Origin of the sequence: Ktedonosporobacter rubrisoli (genome assembly GCF_004208415.1) — a bacterium.
Lineage (GTDB): Bacteria > Chloroflexota > Ktedonobacteria > Ktedonobacterales > Ktedonobacteraceae > Ktedonosporobacter > Ktedonosporobacter rubrisoli.
In genome coordinates this window covers 264,852-283,304 of sequence record NZ_CP035758.1, presented here as the reverse complement: position 1 = coordinate 283,304, position 18,453 = coordinate 264,852, and the positions used below count along the sequence as shown (strand labels likewise).

At 50.0% G+C, this 18,453-nt stretch carries 21 protein-coding genes; 12 read left to right on the top strand and 9 right to left on the bottom strand.

Annotated features, from left to right (window positions below; genetic code table 11):
- The first annotated feature begins 29 nt into the window (after window positions 1–29).
- Window positions 30–641 carry a class I SAM-dependent methyltransferase gene (locus tag EPA93_RS01310; RefSeq protein WP_165422791.1) on the top strand — a complete coding sequence of 204 codons (612 nt, stop codon included), beginning with the start codon at window positions 30–32 and terminating at the stop codon, window positions 639–641.
- A gap of 362 nt (window positions 642–1,003) precedes the next feature.
- Here the strand turns inward: EPA93_RS01310 and EPA93_RS01305 are convergent, their stop codons facing one another.
- A complete protein-coding gene (locus EPA93_RS01305; RefSeq protein WP_129885297.1) occupies window positions 1,004–1,483 on the bottom strand; it encodes an aminoacyl-tRNA deacylase in 480 nt (159 codons plus the stop codon).
- A gap of 295 nt (window positions 1,484–1,778) precedes the next feature.
- On the opposite strand from EPA93_RS01305, the gene EPA93_RS01300 reads away from it, so the two are divergent.
- The gene (locus EPA93_RS01300; RefSeq protein ID WP_129885296.1) at window positions 1,779–3,077 is read left to right on the top strand and encodes a zinc ribbon domain-containing protein; all 1,299 of its coding nucleotides are present in this window, start codon (window positions 1,779–1,781) and stop codon (window positions 3,075–3,077) included.
- Window positions 3,078–3,360: 283 nt separating this feature from the next.
- Window positions 3,361–3,831, top strand: coding sequence for a GNAT family N-acetyltransferase (locus EPA93_RS01295; protein ID WP_129885295.1), 471 nt, complete (start codon window positions 3,361–3,363; stop codon window positions 3,829–3,831).
- Window positions 3,832–3,952: 121 nt separating this feature from the next.
- Here EPA93_RS01295 and EPA93_RS01290 read toward each other — a convergent pair whose 3' ends face one another.
- The 5 genes from EPA93_RS01290 to EPA93_RS01270 form a co-directional block, all read right to left on the bottom strand.
- Window positions 3,953–4,513, bottom strand: a complete 561-nt coding sequence (locus EPA93_RS01290; protein ID WP_129885294.1) for a peroxiredoxin — start codon at window positions 4,511–4,513, stop codon at window positions 3,953–3,955.
- Window positions 4,514–4,726: 213 nt separating this feature from the next.
- Complete coding sequence (locus EPA93_RS01285; RefSeq protein WP_129885293.1) at window positions 4,727–5,209, bottom strand: hypothetical protein; 483 nt, start codon at window positions 5,207–5,209, stop codon at window positions 4,727–4,729.
- Window positions 5,210–5,496: 287 nt separating this feature from the next.
- Window positions 5,497–5,877 (bottom strand): tautomerase family protein, encoded by a 381-nt coding sequence (locus EPA93_RS01280; RefSeq protein ID WP_129885292.1) that lies wholly within the window; start codon window positions 5,875–5,877, stop codon window positions 5,497–5,499.
- Between the two features lie 379 nt (window positions 5,878–6,256).
- Window positions 6,257–7,321 carry an adenosine deaminase gene (gene add, locus EPA93_RS01275; RefSeq protein WP_129885291.1) on the bottom strand — a complete coding sequence of 355 codons (1,065 nt, stop codon included), beginning with the start codon at window positions 7,319–7,321 and terminating at the stop codon, window positions 6,257–6,259.
- 113 nt (window positions 7,322–7,434) lie between these two features.
- Complete coding sequence (locus EPA93_RS01270; protein ID WP_129885290.1) at window positions 7,435–8,361, bottom strand: alpha/beta fold hydrolase; 927 nt, start codon at window positions 8,359–8,361, stop codon at window positions 7,435–7,437.
- A 183-nt stretch (window positions 8,362–8,544) separates the two neighbouring features.
- Between EPA93_RS01270 and EPA93_RS01265 the strand changes: the two genes are divergently transcribed.
- Window positions 8,545–9,222, top strand: coding sequence for a winged helix-turn-helix transcriptional regulator (locus tag EPA93_RS01265; protein WP_340689229.1), 678 nt, complete (start codon window positions 8,545–8,547; stop codon window positions 9,220–9,222).
- Between the two features lie 120 nt (window positions 9,223–9,342).
- Here EPA93_RS01265 and rpsU read toward each other — a convergent pair whose 3' ends face one another.
- Window positions 9,343–9,528, bottom strand: a complete 186-nt coding sequence (rpsU, locus tag EPA93_RS01260) for a 30S ribosomal protein S21 (protein WP_129885288.1) — start codon at window positions 9,526–9,528, stop codon at window positions 9,343–9,345.
- Window positions 9,529–9,533: 5 nt separating this feature from the next.
- On the bottom strand, window positions 9,534–9,884 hold the full coding sequence (locus tag EPA93_RS01255; RefSeq protein WP_129894404.1) for a zinc-ribbon domain containing protein: 351 nt from the start codon (window positions 9,882–9,884) through the stop codon (window positions 9,534–9,536).
- Window positions 9,885–10,268: 384 nt separating this feature from the next.
- Between EPA93_RS01255 and EPA93_RS01250 the strand changes: the two genes are divergently transcribed.
- Entirely contained in the window at window positions 10,269–10,682 is a 414-nt protein-coding gene (locus tag EPA93_RS01250; protein WP_129885287.1) for a DUF5360 family protein, read from the top strand.
- A 66-nt stretch (window positions 10,683–10,748) separates the two neighbouring features.
- Here EPA93_RS01250 and EPA93_RS01245 read toward each other — a convergent pair whose 3' ends face one another.
- Window positions 10,749–11,285 carry a PadR family transcriptional regulator gene (locus EPA93_RS01245; protein ID WP_129885286.1) on the bottom strand — a complete coding sequence of 179 codons (537 nt, stop codon included), beginning with the start codon at window positions 11,283–11,285 and terminating at the stop codon, window positions 10,749–10,751.
- A 306-nt stretch (window positions 11,286–11,591) separates the two neighbouring features.
- Between EPA93_RS01245 and EPA93_RS01240 the strand changes: the two genes are divergently transcribed.
- From EPA93_RS01240 to EPA93_RS01210, 7 genes are all read left to right on the top strand, one after another.
- Window positions 11,592–12,224 (top strand): biliverdin-producing heme oxygenase, encoded by a 633-nt coding sequence (locus EPA93_RS01240; RefSeq protein WP_165422790.1) that lies wholly within the window; start codon window positions 11,592–11,594, stop codon window positions 12,222–12,224.
- Window positions 12,225–12,461: 237 nt separating this feature from the next.
- Window positions 12,462–13,610, top strand: coding sequence for a cytochrome P450 (locus EPA93_RS01235; RefSeq protein ID WP_129885284.1), 1,149 nt, complete (start codon window positions 12,462–12,464; stop codon window positions 13,608–13,610).
- Window positions 13,611–13,636: 26 nt separating this feature from the next.
- The gene (locus EPA93_RS01230; RefSeq protein WP_129885283.1) at window positions 13,637–13,996 is read left to right on the top strand and encodes a hypothetical protein; all 360 of its coding nucleotides are present in this window, start codon (window positions 13,637–13,639) and stop codon (window positions 13,994–13,996) included.
- On the top strand, window positions 13,987–14,388 hold the full coding sequence (locus tag EPA93_RS01225) for a hypothetical protein (protein WP_129885282.1): 402 nt from the start codon (window positions 13,987–13,989) through the stop codon (window positions 14,386–14,388). Before EPA93_RS01230 ends, EPA93_RS01225 begins: the two co-directional genes overlap by 10 nt.
- Window positions 14,385–15,593: an MFS transporter gene (locus EPA93_RS01220; protein ID WP_129885281.1), complete on the top strand. Its 1,209-nt coding sequence runs from the start codon at window positions 14,385–14,387 to the stop codon at window positions 15,591–15,593. The genes EPA93_RS01225 and EPA93_RS01220 overlap by 4 nt, the downstream gene beginning before the upstream one ends.
- Before the next feature lie 315 nt (window positions 15,594–15,908).
- Complete coding sequence (locus EPA93_RS01215) at window positions 15,909–17,282, top strand: Clp protease N-terminal domain-containing protein (RefSeq protein WP_129885280.1); 1,374 nt, start codon at window positions 15,909–15,911, stop codon at window positions 17,280–17,282.
- 179 nt (window positions 17,283–17,461) lie between these two features.
- A complete protein-coding gene (locus tag EPA93_RS01210) occupies window positions 17,462–18,424 on the top strand; it encodes a phosphotransferase enzyme family protein (protein ID WP_165422789.1) in 963 nt (320 codons plus the stop codon).
- Window positions 18,425–18,453 lie beyond the last annotated feature (29 nt).

Here is an 18,453-nt window from a genome sequence, read left to right as displayed (position 1 = left end):
AGATGTTGCACGATTTTACGGAGAGGGAAATGGAAAAGGAGTTTCACAAAGATCTAAGCCATCTGAGCTGGGATGAAGTATATAATCGGCAAAAGGAACGGGCTTTTCTCTTGCCTGGCTGGCTAGAGGAGCTCGATCTACAGCCAGGAGATCATGTGCTAGACCTGGGCTCGGGTCCGGGATATATGAGTTTACGCATTGCAGAACAGGTTGGGCCAGGTGGGCTGGTCTATGCCATAGATAGATCGGCTGAAGCCCTGGAATATCTGCAAGATCGAATGCGGCAAGAGTCGATCACTAATATTCGCTGTGTGGCTGCCGAGGCCAGTACACTAGAATTGCACGATGAGCATATATCCTCAGTCCTGCTTACCATGGTACTGCATCACGCCGACGATCCTGCTGCCGTGATAAGCCATCTGGCTGAACTGCTTCCAGACGGAGCCAGGATCGTAATTGCCGAGTTTTATCCGCAGAGCCCCGCGCAATCCGGACCGCCTCAAGCTGCGCGCATTGCCCCTGAGCAGATTGTGCAATGGTGTCAGGAGGCCGGATTGCAGCAGGTAGGAGATGTGCGGCCTCAGTCGGATGAGCATTATATGCTTGTAGTGCAGCAGAGAGGCGAGTTGAAAAGCAAGTAGGCCGCGCGAAAAATGGCTCTATCCTGCGCTTATTTTGTACGCCTATAGAGATATGCGGTGAAAGAAAAATCAACACCTTGACATGCTATGAGATGTGTGATATAAATAGGGTGTTCCCAGATCGGGGGAATGATTCCCCGACAAGGCGAAAAGGTCTTACGTAGGGAAACCGAAAGGAGGCACCTATGAGAAAGATACCAATTCGCATCCTCGGGATGGTTTTTCAGGTTGACAGGGAGTGCCCGTAGATGCGGGCATCTGGAACACCCTTCAGAAAAAAAGTACACAGGGGTTGACCGCTAAACGTGGTCAACCCTTTTGTGTCTGTAATTATCTCTTTGAATGTTTCTATCCTCCTTTTTCTAGACCATGGATGGTTTCAGAGCAAATTCGATGACATTTGGCTGAACAAGGCGCTCATAATCGGCATAATGCATGCTCATTGTCTCAGTGCGGCTGCCAATAGGAAACACTATCGTCTCCTGCCGAGTCAGGCTTTGCTCGACGTAAGTTGGAAGGTTGTATAGGTTCCCAAAGGGAGGCATGGCACCAACATCGCAATCGGGAAAAGCAGATTCGAACTCGCCTTCCAGAGCCAGACGCACATCACGCGCGCCTAGAAGAGAGCGCACCTTTTCCAGATCTACGCGTAGAGAGGCTGGCAGGGCGAGTAGGGCCATTTTGTGATCTGCCATGACAACGACGCTTTTGACAACCTTTTTGCCTGAGATGTGTTCACATTCTGCGATCTGCTGGGCGGTAAAAGCGGTTGGGTGATGCTGAATTTGATACCCTACCTTTTCCTGCCGCAGATAGCGCTCCAGCTTTTCCTGGCATTGCATAGTCGTTCTCCGTCCGTATTATGCGGCAATGAAAGGCATCCTGCCATCTGACAATCCGTCCCTCTCTTACACGCTGGACAAATTGCCTTTGTGACAATCCTGTTTTAAGGAAGCACACGGTATTTGGGCAAGAAATATGCTCCTTTTGCTGTACTGAAAGGTCATACTGTAGAAAATCTCTTCCGTGACGTTCTTACAGAGAGATAAATTGTCGAAGCGCACTGGAGGAGGGAAGGGTAGTTTTCCTGGCATCAGCCTGCCTTTCACTTCCCTGCGTATAGAGAAGGAAATAAATATGAATTTAGAGGCAAAGGTTTGTCGGCATTGTGGAACTACTCTTGTTTCCGGGCAAGCCTTCTGTCCAGGATGCGGGAAACCTGTTGACATTGACGACAGCCCAACCTATTATAGAAGCGAACCAGCTCTTATTCCGCCCCCGCCGCCCGATTTCTCCAACTCAAACCCTTCCACTCCCTCAAAGATGGATTCGACTAATTCACCTTACCAGAGCAGCTCCTCTCCCTCAGGATCAGGACCTGCTCGCCCGCAGTTTCCACAGATGCAGCCAGCCTCATCATGGGCTCGTTCGCCGCAACGTGCTGGCAAACGCAGAGTGGGTATGATCTTGTTGCTTGTGCTGCTCATCCTTGGGGTAGCTGGTTATTTTACCTGGAACACTCTCATGGCCAGAGGGAGAACGATCAGTGGGACAACTTCACCTTCTTCAGGTACAGACACAACACATGGAGTGAGCACTCCATCTTACGGAGCAACAGACATACCAATGGATATGAAGGTTATACCTCTCAATAAGTCTGTAACGTATGCCGATGATACTCTTACTCTTCTCGATGCTAAGCAGGCCAAAGGCTTTTCAGATGAGAAAACTCCAGGAGATATGCTGCGTCTCGACGTGAAGGAACAGACGGGGGATAAGGCTCCTTACTTTGGGACTTACGGATATACGAGCAGCTTTCATGTGATTCTGCCCAATGGGGAGAGTGTTGAGCTTGCGAATATTCAAGCTGCTGATACGACTGTGGGCTCGCCTCCTGCTCAGGTGGCACGCACAAACTGGTTGGATTTTCCAGTACCTGTGACAACCCCGCTAACGCAGATCACGCTGCGTCTAGGTAACCCGAACGAGCATCAGATCGAGTTTCCTCTCACACAAAGCGCCGATGTGAGCACCTATCAACCACGCACGGTAACTGTGAATAAACCTCTCCAATGGGGAGGCCTGAATTGGACGCTCACTACAGCAGCCAGGCAACTCAGTGCTCAGGGGAACCAGGCTGAGAAAGATATGATCTACGTGGTCCTGTCCTTCAAAGTGGATAGTACCTCAACAAATGGCTATCTGGACCAGGCTGTAGGCGATGCTTTTCGCTTGAGGGCCGATGGCACCACCCTGGTTGCCCCAAAATATACTACCTTCCCAGAAACAATTGCCGTGGGCGAGACAGGAAAAACAGGGACGGTTGGCTTTCTTGTTCCACAGAAGAGTGCGACATACACCTTGCTCTTGCCTGTTTATGATCGTGGTGGCATCACCAGTACGACACAGGTCACAACCGATTTTCAGATCCAATAACGATTACCATCGAGAGACTCATGTACCTTTTTGATTCTGCTGGTAAGCTCTTTAAGCCGTTGGTGAGCGGAGACCCGTACTGAAACCAACGGCTCTTCACCGGACCAGGCCGTTAGACGGATAAGATTGATAGCTGCAGCAATCCTCAGATGTTACAAATGGGTTTTCGCCAAACCAATGTAACGGGAGCGATGCAAGCCAAAAAGAACGTGTAAAGAAAACAATAAGATATGTTAAAATATTATAATATCAAAATGAAATATTTCATTGAGGAGATGCTTGAATGGTATTTGTGATAAGGCCGCTAGAGCCAGGAGATGTTGCTGAGATTGAGCAACTGGCCTATACCTATAACTGCGAGCTGGATGCAGAGGTGACGAGGATGGAGGCAGTAAAGCGCTGGATTGCTCATGTGCAGCAAGAAGCTGCGGCGAGACGCCATTTCTTCTGGCTTGCTTGGGTAGATGATCAAGTAGCCGGTTTTATCAGTTTTCAGCTGCGCCATAATCCCTTTACGAGAGAGACCTATGGATTTATCGAGGATATGTATATAGCGCCGACCTTCAGGAGGTGCGGTTATGCCCACGCGCTGGCCCAGGCTGCTTATACGGAGCTTACCAATCAGGGAGCATACAGTATTCAATTGGATGTGCTTGCGAACAATAAAGCTGCTCTGGCCTTCTGGCAGAAACTTGGGCTTACTTTGCACCACTATGTGCTCAGTATGCCTCTCGCAGTTCCGCGAAACAAGTAGATGTTGCGGCGAGACGAGATGGCGGGTAGCGGCCTGGCTAAATCGAGCACATGCAGACCGGCTGGCAAAATGGGACAAGCCAGATATGCCGATCCGGCTTGCCTCATATTTTAAGCAGCGATCAAGGATGCGCGCTAAGCCAGCTGATCACCTGGGCGGCGTTTTGGTTGGGCGGGAAGACGGGATAAAAGACCTTGATAATCTTGCCATCCTGAATAATAAGCGTGAGCCGTTTTATGAGCGTCATGCCCTCAACAATAAAAGTTGGCAGGCGCAAAGCTTGCGTAAAGGCTAGCTTCTCATCGCTCAGTAAAGCAAAGGGTAGATGTAAGCGCTCCACAGCTTCCCGCTGATAGCCTGTATCCTGCGTGCTCAGGCCAAAGACGCCAGCATGCAGAGCTTGCAATTCTATATAATGATCGCGGAAAGCGCACGATTGTGGTGTGCAACCTCTGGCCCCTGGAATAAGGTCCCAGCCATCCGGCGAGGCTTGATCGGGACGACCCGTACGCGGATAGCAATATACGACTGTCTTGCCCGGTAACGTTGCGAGATCCACGCTTGTTCCTGATGTCGAGGTGAGTGAAAGCGTGGGCAATCGTAGGCCGATGAGGTGGTTACAGGCTCCATCATCTATGGGAACGGGTAGCCCTTCTGGTAATTCATCGAGATTAGCTGACATGGCTCTTTTCTCCCTGGCACTGCCATAACATTGACACATTATGATACACATGTTTGACACAAGAAAGTTCTGTTAGCTGTGCCTGTATTCTCATTATCGGGTTGGGAGGGCGGAGAAGACAAGAACCAATAAGTCGGCTGGTGCAGAAGCCAATGCCGCGACAGTTCAGGGCCTGGCTCTACAGTCAGGCCCGCACATATAGGCCTGCCATACTCAGGCAGGCTTTAGCCATGTTTCTGGCTGCAAGAGTTGTTGAATTCGATCATGATGCTTGTGAATATAAGCTTGCTGTGCAGCAATGAAGGGCGTAAAGATAAGGATGCTGATCAGCAAACCGGCTGTGGCCTCCAGAAAGTGCCCTTGCTGTAAACTGCGGATAATCATCCAGAGCAGCGAGATCGTCATTAAGAGATGCGAAGCCTGCGGGATCAGATTCATGCCACGCCAGGAAAAGATGAATAAGCCTTGCGTCCCAAAAAAGAAGAGCGGGAGGGCGGCAATATACATAATCATCCAGCTTCCACTGAGCAGAAATACGAGGCTTCCGACAAGAAAAACCAGATTGCTAATCGAACAAGGATTGACGAAAACCCATTCGATAAAGCGAACCTTGAGCATGCCAAAGTAAAAAAACATAGCCTGCAGAGTAGTGAGAGACAATAAGATGGCAAGTATAGCGCAAATGATGGTATCCACAAAGCTCCTCCTTAGTTACAAGAGAACAATTTACTTGTTGTGGACCAGTCTACAGGCTCCAGTGGCTGGAGGGTCAAGGATTGCGGCTAGCGAGAAATATCAGCAGAGTGTTGCCACTGAAATAGCTGTAAGGTGACGAAAAGAGATCTCAGGGTGCTACGGCAGAGCCTGAGATCTAGCATATGGTTGATGAATGGGGCAATCTGCGAGCACACGCAATGAGAAGCTAATCTGAGCTTTGTGAAGGAGGCTATGCTAGCAAAAGTTCTATAGATGATGAGCTTCCATCAGCCAAGTTGGGCCTCTCCATTGCCGAAAGACCAATCTATCAGATCGTTCTCATTCAATACAACCATGATATCTTGCTTGCGCAAGCCTGGATTGGCCGTGAGATTCTGCATAATGCGCCGATAGAAGGCCTTCTTTTTCTCCGGCGTACGCCCACCTTTCATCGTGATCTGGATGATGACGACATCGTTGGAGCGCTCGATCCCCATATAGGTTTTATCGGCAATAAGGTGGCCGAGCTTATGCTCGGAGATGATCTGGAAGCGATCGCCTTCCGGTACATCTATAGTAGCGCGCATGGCCTCGTAAACTCCATCGGCAATGGCTTGAATATAGGCTTCTGACTTTCCTTCGGTGAGCGAGATTCGGGCTAAGGGCATGGTATTTCCTTCCTGTTTTGCCTATTTTTCACAGATAGCAAAACTTTATAACCACAGGCTCTGCTAGAGACAATTTATGCTTGTAATTGGCTGATAGAGGCTCATCTGCCAATTACAAGCATATCGTAAGCATACGGCGCTGATATTGTTTGTCAGCAGCCAGCTCTACAGGCATCTAGAAGCTTGCCTGCTTTTACTATAGGTTGTTTTGCCTATCCGCACAAGGTCCAATATGGCCAGATTGGCTGGCCACGGGTAGGCAGCAACTCTCTCAGGAATATGGCCATACCCTGATCCATTTAGCGACAACTTCCCTTAAGAGGGGCAGGCTCTAGACCTGCCCGAAGTGAAGGCTCGCGCTATCTAGCAAATTTGCACGCTAACTGCCTACTAGCTCTTGCCGTAACTTCTGCATCTCGGTTCGAAATGCCATCTCCATCTGCGCTTTTCGTTCCTGGGGTAAGAAGCTATGTCGTACGCCATTGAGCAAGATTTCATCGATGGTATCGAGATCAAAATGGAAGGGCTCGTAGAGTGCCTGCACATTATCATTTAAAGTGACGTTGAACAATGGGGGATCGTCCGAATTGACCGAGAGCGGTACCCCGGCAGCATACAAACGCGGTAATGGATGCTCCGCAATATGCTTATAAACGCCAAGGCAAATGTTGCTTAGCGGGCATAATTCCAATGGAATACCCTCCTGAGCAAGATGCTTGACTAAGCTCGGGTCCTCAATGGAGCGCACCCCATGGCCAATGCGTTCCGCACCCAGCGTACGCAATGCTCCCCATACGCTTTCTGGTCCAACGGTCTCGCCGGCATGAGGAGTACTGTGCAGACCGGCCGCGAGAGCCTTTTCGAACCAGGGGGCGAACTGCTCAGGCGGACTTCCAACCTCGGCACCGCCCAATCCCAGCGCGATTACCCCCTCTTGCATACTCTCTATAGCCACCGAAGTAGTATAATCGGCCTTGCGGTGAAGCTCCTGTTGGCTGCTAGCGTTACGTACGATATCAAAGACCCAGCGCATCTCTACGCCGAACTCTGTTCGCGCGCGCTCACGTCCCTTATTCAGGCCTGTGAAATAGACATCATGCTTTATACCCATATTGAAAAAGTGGGTACTTGGCGAGAAGGTCACTTCTGCATAGCGCACATTCTGGCGCGCCATTTCTGCTCCGAACTCGTATGTAATGAGCTCGTAGTCCTCTTCAGTTTTCAAGCAACCTGAGATAAGGAAGTAAATTTCTATAAAATGGGCGAAATCGCGATATTGAAACCAGCGACGAGCCTCTTCAACCGTGCTAACTGGTAAGCTAATCCCGTTGTGCTGTGCTAGTTTCAAAAGCGTTGCGGGAAGGATTGAGCCTTCCAGATGAACGTGAAGTTCGGCTTTAGGCACAGCCTGAAGATAGCGCTCAATAGCCTGAGCTCTCTCCATAATCAACCTCTCTATATTTAGGATTGCAATACTAACCACTGTAGTGGTTAATATGATAACACTGATAGAGCTTGTTGGCAAGAGGCGCAAAGAGAGCTTTCTGCAAGAGAAGTTTAAAGCTCATCTGGCGCATGTTTTTTTAAGAAAGCCCGCGCATATTCTTGAGCCTGCTCAGCATGCTGGCTAAGCCAGAAGCCTGTATGATCCCCCTCTTCGATCCAGTACCGCACTGCGCCAGGAATATGCTCATAGGCGTAGACGCCATCAAAGAATTTTACATCAGCATCGTGGGTTCCGTGAATAATCAGACTCGGGCACTGGATCTGCTCTAACTGAAGGTGCGTCGATTTCAGAAATTCTTCCATATCGTTTATATTACCCTGTTTGCGTTTGGAATAGGGATACATCGTCTCTAGCAAGGCTTTCATCCATGCGAGCGCTTGCGGTTCATTTAAGACATGTTCCACCTGCCTCTTTGCTTGCTCCTTCGTGAAGTATCCAATGCCCCGAAAGGCTTCTCCCAACAGTAATTTGGGGAAGCGTTCCATAAGCATTTGCGAAAATCTTTGTCCCGCATTACTCATGAAAATGGCTTCGGTCATCGGCCCGACTCCTGTTGGAGGGTAGTATATACCGCTCACGCTGTCGATGGCCACCAGGCCCCAAATCCTTTCCGGGTGGCGTATTGCGAACTGATATGCTGGCGGACCACCCGCCGAGAGGCACACAACTCCGACACTTTCTATCTGGAGATGATCTAAGAGTGCTGCCAGTAGATCGGCTTGTGCCTCAAATGTCTTCCCGCTTTTTAGTGGTGTTCCTAGATATCCTGGCCGTGAGGGACAGAGGAGCCGGTAAGAATTGTTATCTAGCCAGTTCGTGATCAAACGGGCCTGATCAAGGCCACCGATTCCACCATGAACAGAAAGAATCACAGGCCCCTGCGTCCCGCTCAGATCGAATTCGATCGGCCCTTTTTCCGTCACAACCGTACGGGGTTCAATATAGATTTCTGATAAAATCTTTCTTTTGTTAATCATGTCTTGCCCCTTTTTTTAAATTTTAGCGTATTTTTCTTAAAGTATTAAAAGCTTGTAAAAGCTTATATACTTGCAAATATCTTTTATTTTTGCTATACTTTACTGTACATGAGAGGTGAAGGAGAAGCAAGTACGCAATTTTATGGATGCAAGCGTTAAGGGAAAAGTATCAAGTAAAGAGAGATGTGTTCCATGGCTCGACAGAAAAAAACATTGATATGTCCAATTGGGGGTGGAGGGGTAGGGGGTAAATGGAAGTTTTGGATTATGTATCAATTACTCAATGGTCCGAAACGCTTTGGTGAACTCCAGCGACTCTTTCCCCAGGTCAGTCGGCAGATGTTAACTATTCAGCTACGCGAGCTAGAGCAGATTGGAATTCTTTCCCGTCACGTTTACCTTCAAGTGCCTCCAAAAGTGGAGTACAGGCTCTCGGAAGTAGGGCAGCGTTTAGAACCAATCTTGCGCCAGATGGTTTCCTGGGACAAGAGCTACAGCGGGCAAGGCAATCAGGAGGTGGATTGGCTGATAAGCCTGGGAGGAAGATGGACGTTCTGGATCTGGTATCGCTTGTTCAGCGGCCCGAAACGCTTTGGGGAATTGCAGGAACTCCTTCCACAGATCAGCCAACACATGCTCATCTTGAAGCTGCGGGAATTAGAGCAAATGAATGTGGTTCAGCGGCGTATCTCTGGACAGAAACCTTTCAAAGTGGAATACATGCTAACGAAGCTAGGATATAGCGCGGAATCGCTGTTTCAACAGATTTATGCCTGGGGACAATGGACGTGCGATCAGCTGGGTCTGGTGTATGAGGGACCGGTTATGGATGAAGCGGGAGGTTATGTTCGCCAGGCTTGAGTAAGGCTGAGCATAGCAATCAGGCGAAGTAGAGGGCAGGTCATAGGGAAAGTCAAATGGTTTTTAAGCAAGGGCAGGGCTATCCTGAAGCCTTGCCCTTACGTCCTATGATAAGTGGTATTAGTAACGGGAACGCCGTTGCTTGCGACGGGCTGCTTCTGCTTTGCGTTTGCGGCGAGCGCGGGGACTTTCATAGTGTTCGCGGCGGCGGGCCTCGGCGAGGATGCCGGCCTGCTGCACTTTACGGCTAAACTGCTTCAGAGCAACATCAAAAGATCCCTCAGGATTGATAACAGTTCTGCACATCAGGGCTACCAGCGCGATCTACCAGTACTTGCATGATGAGTACTGTGTGACTGGTAACAATCCTGGCAATAAACGGGGCGATCTTCTCGCGGCTGGAAAGGAACCGTAGCTTCGTTCCCACAACTTGCACAGGTAGCGGTATACATGGGGCGTGGTTCACGTGCGCGAAAATCGCCGCGCGAGCCACCACCTCTCCCCTGATATCCACCATTTTGCTTACGAGCGGCTCGGCACGCCGGGCAACGACTTGGCGTATTGGTTAATCCTCGACTCGCGAAAAACTCTTGCTCGCCAACCGTGAAAATAAATTCCTGGTTACAGTCGCGGCAATACAGCGTCTGATCAGTCAATGAAATTCTCTCTTTCTCTGCGTGTAGCTTGTAATTGTTCTGTATCTCTGTAGCGCACAACATTACCAAGGTTGCCCTGCATTTAGCAATAATGCACTCTACAGTGTGCATTACTATAGCACAGAACCGCTTTTTGCGCTAGCCCGTGGAATTCAAATTTGGGAGCTTCGTCGATGCTATAGAGCAGATTGAGACGTTTTTTATTTTCGTAGATGAGCAAGCTGTGAATAAATTGTATATACCAAACGGTACTGCTCTTTTGTTAACCAACTCTGCCCTCCTCTAGAAAATGTGGCTCTTCGCTCGAAAGAAAAAGCTTATTCCGCTCTTGACACTGTACCGTCTGGACGGTACACTCTTAATACCGAACTTAAAAGATGAGGAGAACACATGAGAGCCCTTAAGACGTTTTTTCTGGTGACTGATCTAGGCTTTATTGCCTACTGGATTATAACAGCACTGCATTTGATCCCCGGTGAATTTCTTTTTCATGACTATCATAATTCATTAGCTGTGGCCTGGAACTGGTCATTTCTACCGCTTGATCTAGCTATCTCAGCTACCGGTTTGACAAGCGTAATCTGCTATCAGTGCCGTATACATCACTGGCGCTCTCTGGCTCTGGTCTCGCTGGTGCTTACATTCTGTTCGGGCTTGCAGGCTTTGGCATTCTGGAGTATTCGTGGAGATTTTGATCTGGTCTGGTGGCTACCGAACGCATTTCTGCTGCTCTATCCCCTCTTCTTTATTCCTGGATTAGTACTTGGGTCAGGGAGGGTATCAGGAAGCTTTAAAACTCAGTAGCTCTGCTCAGCCAGTGCAGACCACACGTCCAGATGCGGCAAGATTTTCCTAATCGATCTCCTCTTCTCATTTCGACAGCGAATCCGTGGCAGGCTCCAAACGGCGAAGCAGCTGACTGAGCCATTCTTGATCCGCGCGCAGCAGCACGACAAGATGCTCGATGGCAAGATTCACTCCCTCTGTATGCCTGCTCTCTCCCAGGGAACGCTCATATTGAGTAAGCAGTGCTTCTATTTCACTCAATCGGTGCTTTAAATGCTTGATGGCTTCGTTGCGGGGGAGCTGATCAAAGAACATTAAGCCAATATCGCCGGCAAAGGTTGTGCGATCAGCACGGGCGAGATTCTCGCGTAGGAGGTGCAAGAAGTGTGCTTCTCCGGCGGAGGTAATGCTGTAGACCTGGCGCTGCGGTCTGTTGCCCTTCTGCTCTACAGACATACGAATATAGCCCGCCTCGCGTAAACGATCAAGAATGGCATAGGCAGTCGCCTTCTTCATCTCTGTCACCAGGCTTAAATTTTTCTCAATAAACTCGTTGAGTTGATAGCCATGAAGATCCTGCATCCTGAGCAGTCCCAGTAGCAACAGCGCTCGATCATCCATCGTCTGTTGCCTCCTTTCCCATCGTGTATGTACCACGCTTATTATAGTCACCCTTGACTAATCAAAGCAAGATGCTCTATACTCTATAACGTAATAGTTATTTGTGACTAATCAAAGGTAACTATTGCACTATACAGTCTATCCTATCAGGATGACTTCCTTTCCGGGAGAAAGATCGGCGATCTTCTGTTCGCTTCGTCGTCAAGAAGATCCTTGCAGGCTTTCTTACGTCGAGGAATATCCTCTCGTGGGAAAGACATGTTTTTAGCGAAATATAGATATAGCATGAAAAGGAGATGCAACCTTATGAGTCAGTATTCTAGCTACATTGCACGGAAAGAAGCACGCGGTATCATTGCCAAGCTTGATGCGGCGACTCACTCTCTCCATGACTCCCTTGATGGAAATAGTCAACATATGTTCTCCGAGAAAATGACACTTCAGGATTATCGAAAGCTTCTGGAGCGCTTCTATGGATTCTACCTACCGTTTGAGCAGCGCTATGATGCTATCGAGCAGATGCCCAGCTGGCAAGAAGTAGGTCTGGATCTGGCGCAGAGGAAACGCCTCCCTCTACTGGAGGAAGATCTCCGTGCACTGGGAGCGACTGAAGAGGAAATCAGCCATCTTGCCCAGTTTGAGGGAAGCAAAGAACTTTTCTCTAGCCTGCCACAGATTATCGGTTCGCTCTATGCCATCGAAGGTTCGACACAAGGAGAACTTATGATGGCTCCCATGCTTGGGCAGGTTCTCCATATTGATGTAGAGCACGGAGTCACTTACTTCAATGGCTATGGTCCTACGCAGACAGGTGTGATGTGGAATGAGTTCCAGGACAAGATCAACGCCTTCGCCGAGCGGCATCCAGAATACGAAGAGGAGATCCTGGCGACGGCCAGGGCACATTTTGCGGCGACTGAAACATGGTTACTCGGATAAGGTCACGTAGTTTAGACTTAGCTCTATAGGACAACATGTCGTCCTGCCGTACACAAATAACTGGATGGATGCCTTGCATATGGAACAGCAGCCTGAGCCATATGAAAAGCGCTTGCCTGCTCAGTGTAGAGGTAGTCCATCCACTCCATAGCTGACAGATTGAGACTAGATCTGCTGACGCGTCTAGCAAAAGGAGCGGCCTGGCAGAGCAGTCATTGCCGAAAAGAGGTTTTAAGCATGCCAACTATCCACAAACACCCCATCAACCTGCTGCTGGATTGGTATCGACAGATGCGCGCAACGCAGCCGGTGTACTTTGAGTCGCGTTACGGGTGCTGGCTCGTTTTCAGCTATGCTGACGCGTTCCATGTGCTCAATGATCCTGTAACGTTCTCTTCAGAGCCGAGCGAGCGTGAAGATGGACGCCAGCCCGGCATCCTGGGGATGGATGATCCACGTCATCGCCAGTTGCGTGCCATTATCCACCAGGCCTTCACACCACGCATCATTGAGCAATTAGGACCGCGAATTATCGCTGTGACGAACGCGCTACTTGACGGCCTGCAAGAGCGTGGAGAAATGGAGGTGATTCAGGAGTTTGCTTATCCTCTCCCGCTCACGATCATCGCTGAGCTTCTGGGAGTTCCCGCCGAAGAACAGGCCATGTTTCGCACCTGGTCCACTGCCCTAACGAGAGGTTTTCAACCCAGCGCGCGTGCTGCTCGTCCACAGGCGTATGAGGAGAATGAACGTGCTTTGCGCTCCTACTTTGCCCAGAAACTAGAAGAACGCCGGCGCGCTCCGCAAGATGATTTGATGAGCCATTTGCTGATGGCCTCGGTCGATGGACAAAAGCTGAGCGAGGAAGAGCTGCTTGACTTCTGTAAGTTGCTGCTGCTTGCAGGACATGAGACCACGGCCCACTTGCTGGGTAATGCCGTGGTCTGCTTCGACGCCTATCCCGAAATAGCTAAGCAAGTGCGCGCTGATCCTGCGTTGATCATGAGTGCTATTGAGGAGATCTTACGCTGTTTCCCCTCCGTCTCGGGAGCGCTACGCCGGGCAACCCGGGAGACCATTTTGAATGGGCAGCGCATCGAGCCAGGTCAGTCGATCATGGTGCAGGCTGTATCGGCCAACTATGATGAAACGCAGTTCCCCGACCCCGAAATCTTTGACATCCAGCGCCAGCCCAATCGGCATCTAACCTTCGGGCATGGTATTCACTTCTGCCTGGGCGCTCCGCTCGCCAGACTAGAAGCCAGGATCGCGCTTCCGCTGTTGCTTGAACGTTTCCCAACGCTGAAACATCAGCCAGAGCATTCTATCGAAACGATAGTCAGCCCTTTCCTGGTGGGAGTCAAGGCGTTCCATGTTACCCTGTAGCCGCGCGTGAAGAGGAGACCTGTCCTGTGAAGAAGATACCCGAGATGTATACAAATGTATCTCTTATGGCTTTGTGGCAAGAGACGATTCATGCCCATTTTGTTGTTGCTCTGGCTCCCCATGAGGTGGAGTCAGAGCTTCGTGCCTGGCGCACATTCGCCAGAGATTTTGGCGCTCTTCTTGCCGGCCAAATGGATCAAGCAAGAAATTTGGAGGAGAACAAGTGGCTGATGCTTGATCATCTGGCAACACTGCTCAAAGCAGAGTTACGCTGGCTTGATACAACGATAGCTCTGTTACCAGACCTGGGAATACAGCGGAGACCGATATCTGGAATAGAGAAAGACCAGAAGCCTCAAGGAAAGGAAGATACCTCGTGTGGTTGATTATTTGTTGGTGTGTGCCCCAACTTGGCAAAAGAGAGAGGCAGCGCCTCTTTCTTCTCCTTTGCCGAGCGATGCAGATTTATGCTCTGGAGCCAGGCGATATCGATATGGGACTCGTTTACTCCGCGCGTTCACAGGAGACGCGGGCGGCCCTGGAAAGTCGACGAGACCTGGTGAAAGCGTCACATACACTTCTCGAAACGTACAGCACCGTTGCCTCTAAGGAGTATAACATGAGCACCCTGGCACGGGATCATATTCGTGCTCTGCTGAGCGCTGAGCTGGAGTGGTTGAATCGCGTTGTAGATTCTCTGACCCCCGAAGGCCCCGTTATGGATACCAAGTATCAAGGAAAGCTTCGAGCAGAATTCCAACAGGAGCAAAAGATATGAACAAGCTGTTGCGTTCACAGTTATTCCTTATGGCTTTGACGATCTTCATCGATATTACCGGCTTTGGGCTGATCCTACCGCAGCTCCCGTTCTGGGCTGAGCGGCTGGGTGCCAACCCGGTTGGGGTCGGCCTGATCCTGACTGTATACGCCCTGGCGCAATTTCTGTTTACCTCTGTGCTGGGCAGCCTCTCTGATCGCTATGGACGCAGACCGATCATCATAGGCTCGCTGCTGATCGAGGCGCTTTCGTTTGCCTTCTCGGCGCTAGCTGGCTCACTGCTACTGTTGCTCATTGCCCGCTTCATTGGGGGAATCGGAGCTTCCAACATGGGCTCGGCTCAGGCTGTTGTGGCCGATACCACCCCTGCAGAGCACCGAGCCCGTGGTATGGGAGTGATTGGGGCCGCAATTGGCCTGGGTTTTGTCGTTGGACCTGCCCTTGGTGGAGTTCTGGCGGCGCTTAGCTTCACGATCCCATTCTGGGTAGCGATGGGAGTTGCGATCTTAAATGCCTTGCTCGTCTTCCTCTTTCTGCCAGAGACGCGCTTGCGAGACACCAGCCAGGCCACTACCTATGAGGGAGTTACGCTGCTGGCCGTTGGATGGCGCCAGCTCCTGAAGCGACCAGCCGTTGCGCGCTTGATAGGCATAAACCTACTATTTACGATTGCCTTTACTTCGATGGAGGCGATCTATCCCCTCTTTACACAGCGTACTTTTGGCTGGACTGCGGTCCAGAATGGATATATGTTCACCTACATTGGAATCCTCATAGTGATCATGCAAGGGGGGCTGATCGGGCGCCTGGTCAGACGCTGGGGTGAGCGTTGCCTCTTGCTGGCTGGCTTGTTCATGCTTGCACTTGGATTGGCCTTGCTGGCCTGGGGAAGCCAGCTTGTGCTAATGCTGATTGCACTGGCCTTGCTGAGTCTTGGTGAAGGAGCCGTCACGCCTGTTGTATCGACGCTGCTCTCATTTGCCAGCCCACAAGAGGAGCAAGGGGAGACGCTGGGACTCGCGCAAGGCATTGGAGGCCTGGGCCGGGTAATTGGTCCTGTGATAGCTGGAGCACTCTTTGCCACCGCTAGTTCCATGGGAACATTCCTCGTTGCTGCTGGGCTCATAGGTCTTGCCCTCATAATAGCTCTGCCAGAGCAGACAAAGCCCCAAAAGACAGCACCCCTGCCGGCAGCGAGAGAATAGTCATTGTGGGGAAGCATCTTCCCGCCTATTCTGGGCAGGAAATACCTGGAGGCTTGTTTCTGTAGTGAGAGCCTGCGCTTAGATCTGTAGGATACGCTTTAAGAGATCAGCTGAGAAGAAGTGAGGCAGCAAACTAATAAATAGTATAAATGGTAATAGTTAATACTTTAAAGAGTGCGTATTTCACAGAAAGAAGCCGTAATACCTGCTAGAATTATATATAGGTGAAGAGCTTGCCAGTCAGTTTTTTTGAGAGGCATAGAGCAAGCACCAGCTGCGTATACCAGCATCATTATTATTGGTAAGAGGTACCGGATGCTGCAGATTAATTCTTTGTCTAACATTCATGAACTTGACTGGCTTGCACCATCCACACGTCAGGTTCTACAAGCTGCACAGCAAGAGGCGCTGGATCTGGGGTACTCGCAGGTCGACCCAGAACATTTACTGCTGGGATTACTGATGCAAGAAAAGAGCAAGATTGCGCTTTTGTTCAGCAAGAGAGGGGTGGATGGTGCTTTGTTACGAAGGTGGCTCCAGCCCGATTCTAGCGATGATGAGCGTTCGTCTCTTGTCACTGATTCTCCTGGCCTCCCCTTTTCAGTTGAGGCTGTAGAGTGTGTCAGGCGCGCGATAACCTTTGTTCAGCTCTATCCGCAAGCTGGCTTGCCCCGCCATATAGAGCCAGAAATCTTAGCCCTTAGCGTCTTCTATCATCCCCGCATATATAAGTTTTTCTATCTCTATTCTCGCTCATTGATTGATGTAAAAAATAATCTATTAAAGAACCTGGATATTGCTGTAATACGCAGGCTGGAACGCCATTTTCTGTTTTATGATCATATGGCTGCCGAAGAACGGGCAGTTTTAAGCTTTGTCAATCTTGAGCAAGGACGCCACCTGCGAGTGCTGAAGTTCATGGAGCCGCCCAATCCTCGTCTACAAAAACTGCTCAATATGGATCTGGCCAGCCGTGGCCTACAAGAGCTACTCAGCTTCTTGCGAGACCCAGAGAAGATTCCGCATTCTAATAGGACCATTTTGTTAATTGAGCAGAACGGAAACAATCTCAGAAAATTGATGCGCGTGCTGGCAAGTCAGGCCGGTGTTCCTCTAGCTGTACTATTTTGTTCGGTTCTCTCTGAGGGCTGGGCTGAGCGCGGCGGCGAGCTGCAGGACGCACGCAGCTTTTTACAAGAGCAATTTCTTGCATTGAAGATGCTCTCTGCTGGCGTGGTTTTTCTTGAAGATATTGATGTATTAGTCTCGATGGGTGAGCAAATAGAGGAAGATGAGCGAGAGCGCTTTTGGAGCGAACTTATGATAGAGCTGGATAGGCTGCAAATGTGTCCTGGGATCATGCTTGTGGCCTCTACCAGTCAGACCGAGAGTCTTCCTGAGGTGCTGTTTCAGCAGGGACGTTTTGAGTATCAAGTTATGATTGATAAGCTTATTCGGCGTGAGCAACTTCAGGCCTTTCAGGAGGATAGTTCGCAACTCCTGGCCATGCGTGCGCAGCCGGTACTTTGTTATGCGTGCCAGCGACCCATTCACGCCGGTTGGCGTTATTGTACATATTGCGGCGCCTCTTTTATCAGGAGTTGCCACGCTTGCGGAGCGAAGTCTCCAGACGTGCCGGGTGCCAAATTTTGTGCCAGCTGTGGGCAGGCCTTTGAGTCAAGTTCGTAATGCCTTGTATCACTCAGCACTAGACAGTACAATAGTAATCAAGCTTAAATGGTCTGCGAATAGAAAAGGAGACTGCCCTGCTTGATACATCTAGTGCTGCATGGGAAAATGAGGATTCGGTAGCCCATTTTCCCGTAATCCAATCATTACTATCTATAGATGGGCTTCTGACAGGTGTTTTGCCTGAATATGCGCTTGAGCAGCCTGTGAAGCGCCACCTTCTCGCCCATAACCTTAACGATAACTACCTTATCAGCGCAAGATCAAATAAATATATTTTGCGCATATACCAGGCGCCACGTAGCCTGGGCAGCTCTTGGAGAACACCAAAAGATATTCTTTATGAGTTGGATCTACTCTTGCATCTCCAGCGCAAAGGCGTTTCTGTCGCTGCTCCACTGGCGCGTAAAGATGGTACATTGATGCGTATATTGCAGGCGCCCGAAGGTTCCAGAGCTGCCGTACTCTTTACATATGCTCCCGGTAGCGCTGTAACCCCTCCACGACAGAATAGGGAGCTGAGTGGCATATATGGGCGTGCCATTGCTGAAATCCACACAAGCAGCGCTGATTTCGTGAGCTCCCATGCGCGCTTTTCCCTTGATCTTGCCTATCTCCTGGACACTTCATTGGAAACAATCAAGCTGGTACTTGCTCGTCGTCCCGAGGATTTGCGCTATCTGCTACAAATGGCCGGATTGTTAAAGGGACGCCTTATACAGCTGATCGCTCAGGGTTTGCAGCCTGGGATCTGTCACGGCGATGCGGCAGGCGGGAATGCTAATATTAGCGCAGAGAAGAAGCTGACTTTCTTTGATTTTGATGTTTGTGGGCCAGGGTGGCGAGCCTATGATCTCGCCGTCTTCTACTGGGGCACGCTGATGGGAAAGAGTCGCCTGGGTTGGAATAATGAACAAGCCCATGAGCTCTGGGCTTCATACCTGCAAGGGTACCAACAAGTATGTGAGCCAGGCGAGCGAGATCTCCAGGCTATACCACTCTTTGCTATGCTCAGGCACTTCTGGTTTCTAGGTACGATAACTGCGAATTGGGATTATTGGAGCTATGGGGAAATTGATGACGACTTTTTCGATAGAGAGCTGACATTTTTGCGCGAGGAACTGGCGCCACGCGCCGATTAAAGCTTTTTTCTTGGCTCTAGATTTCTTAT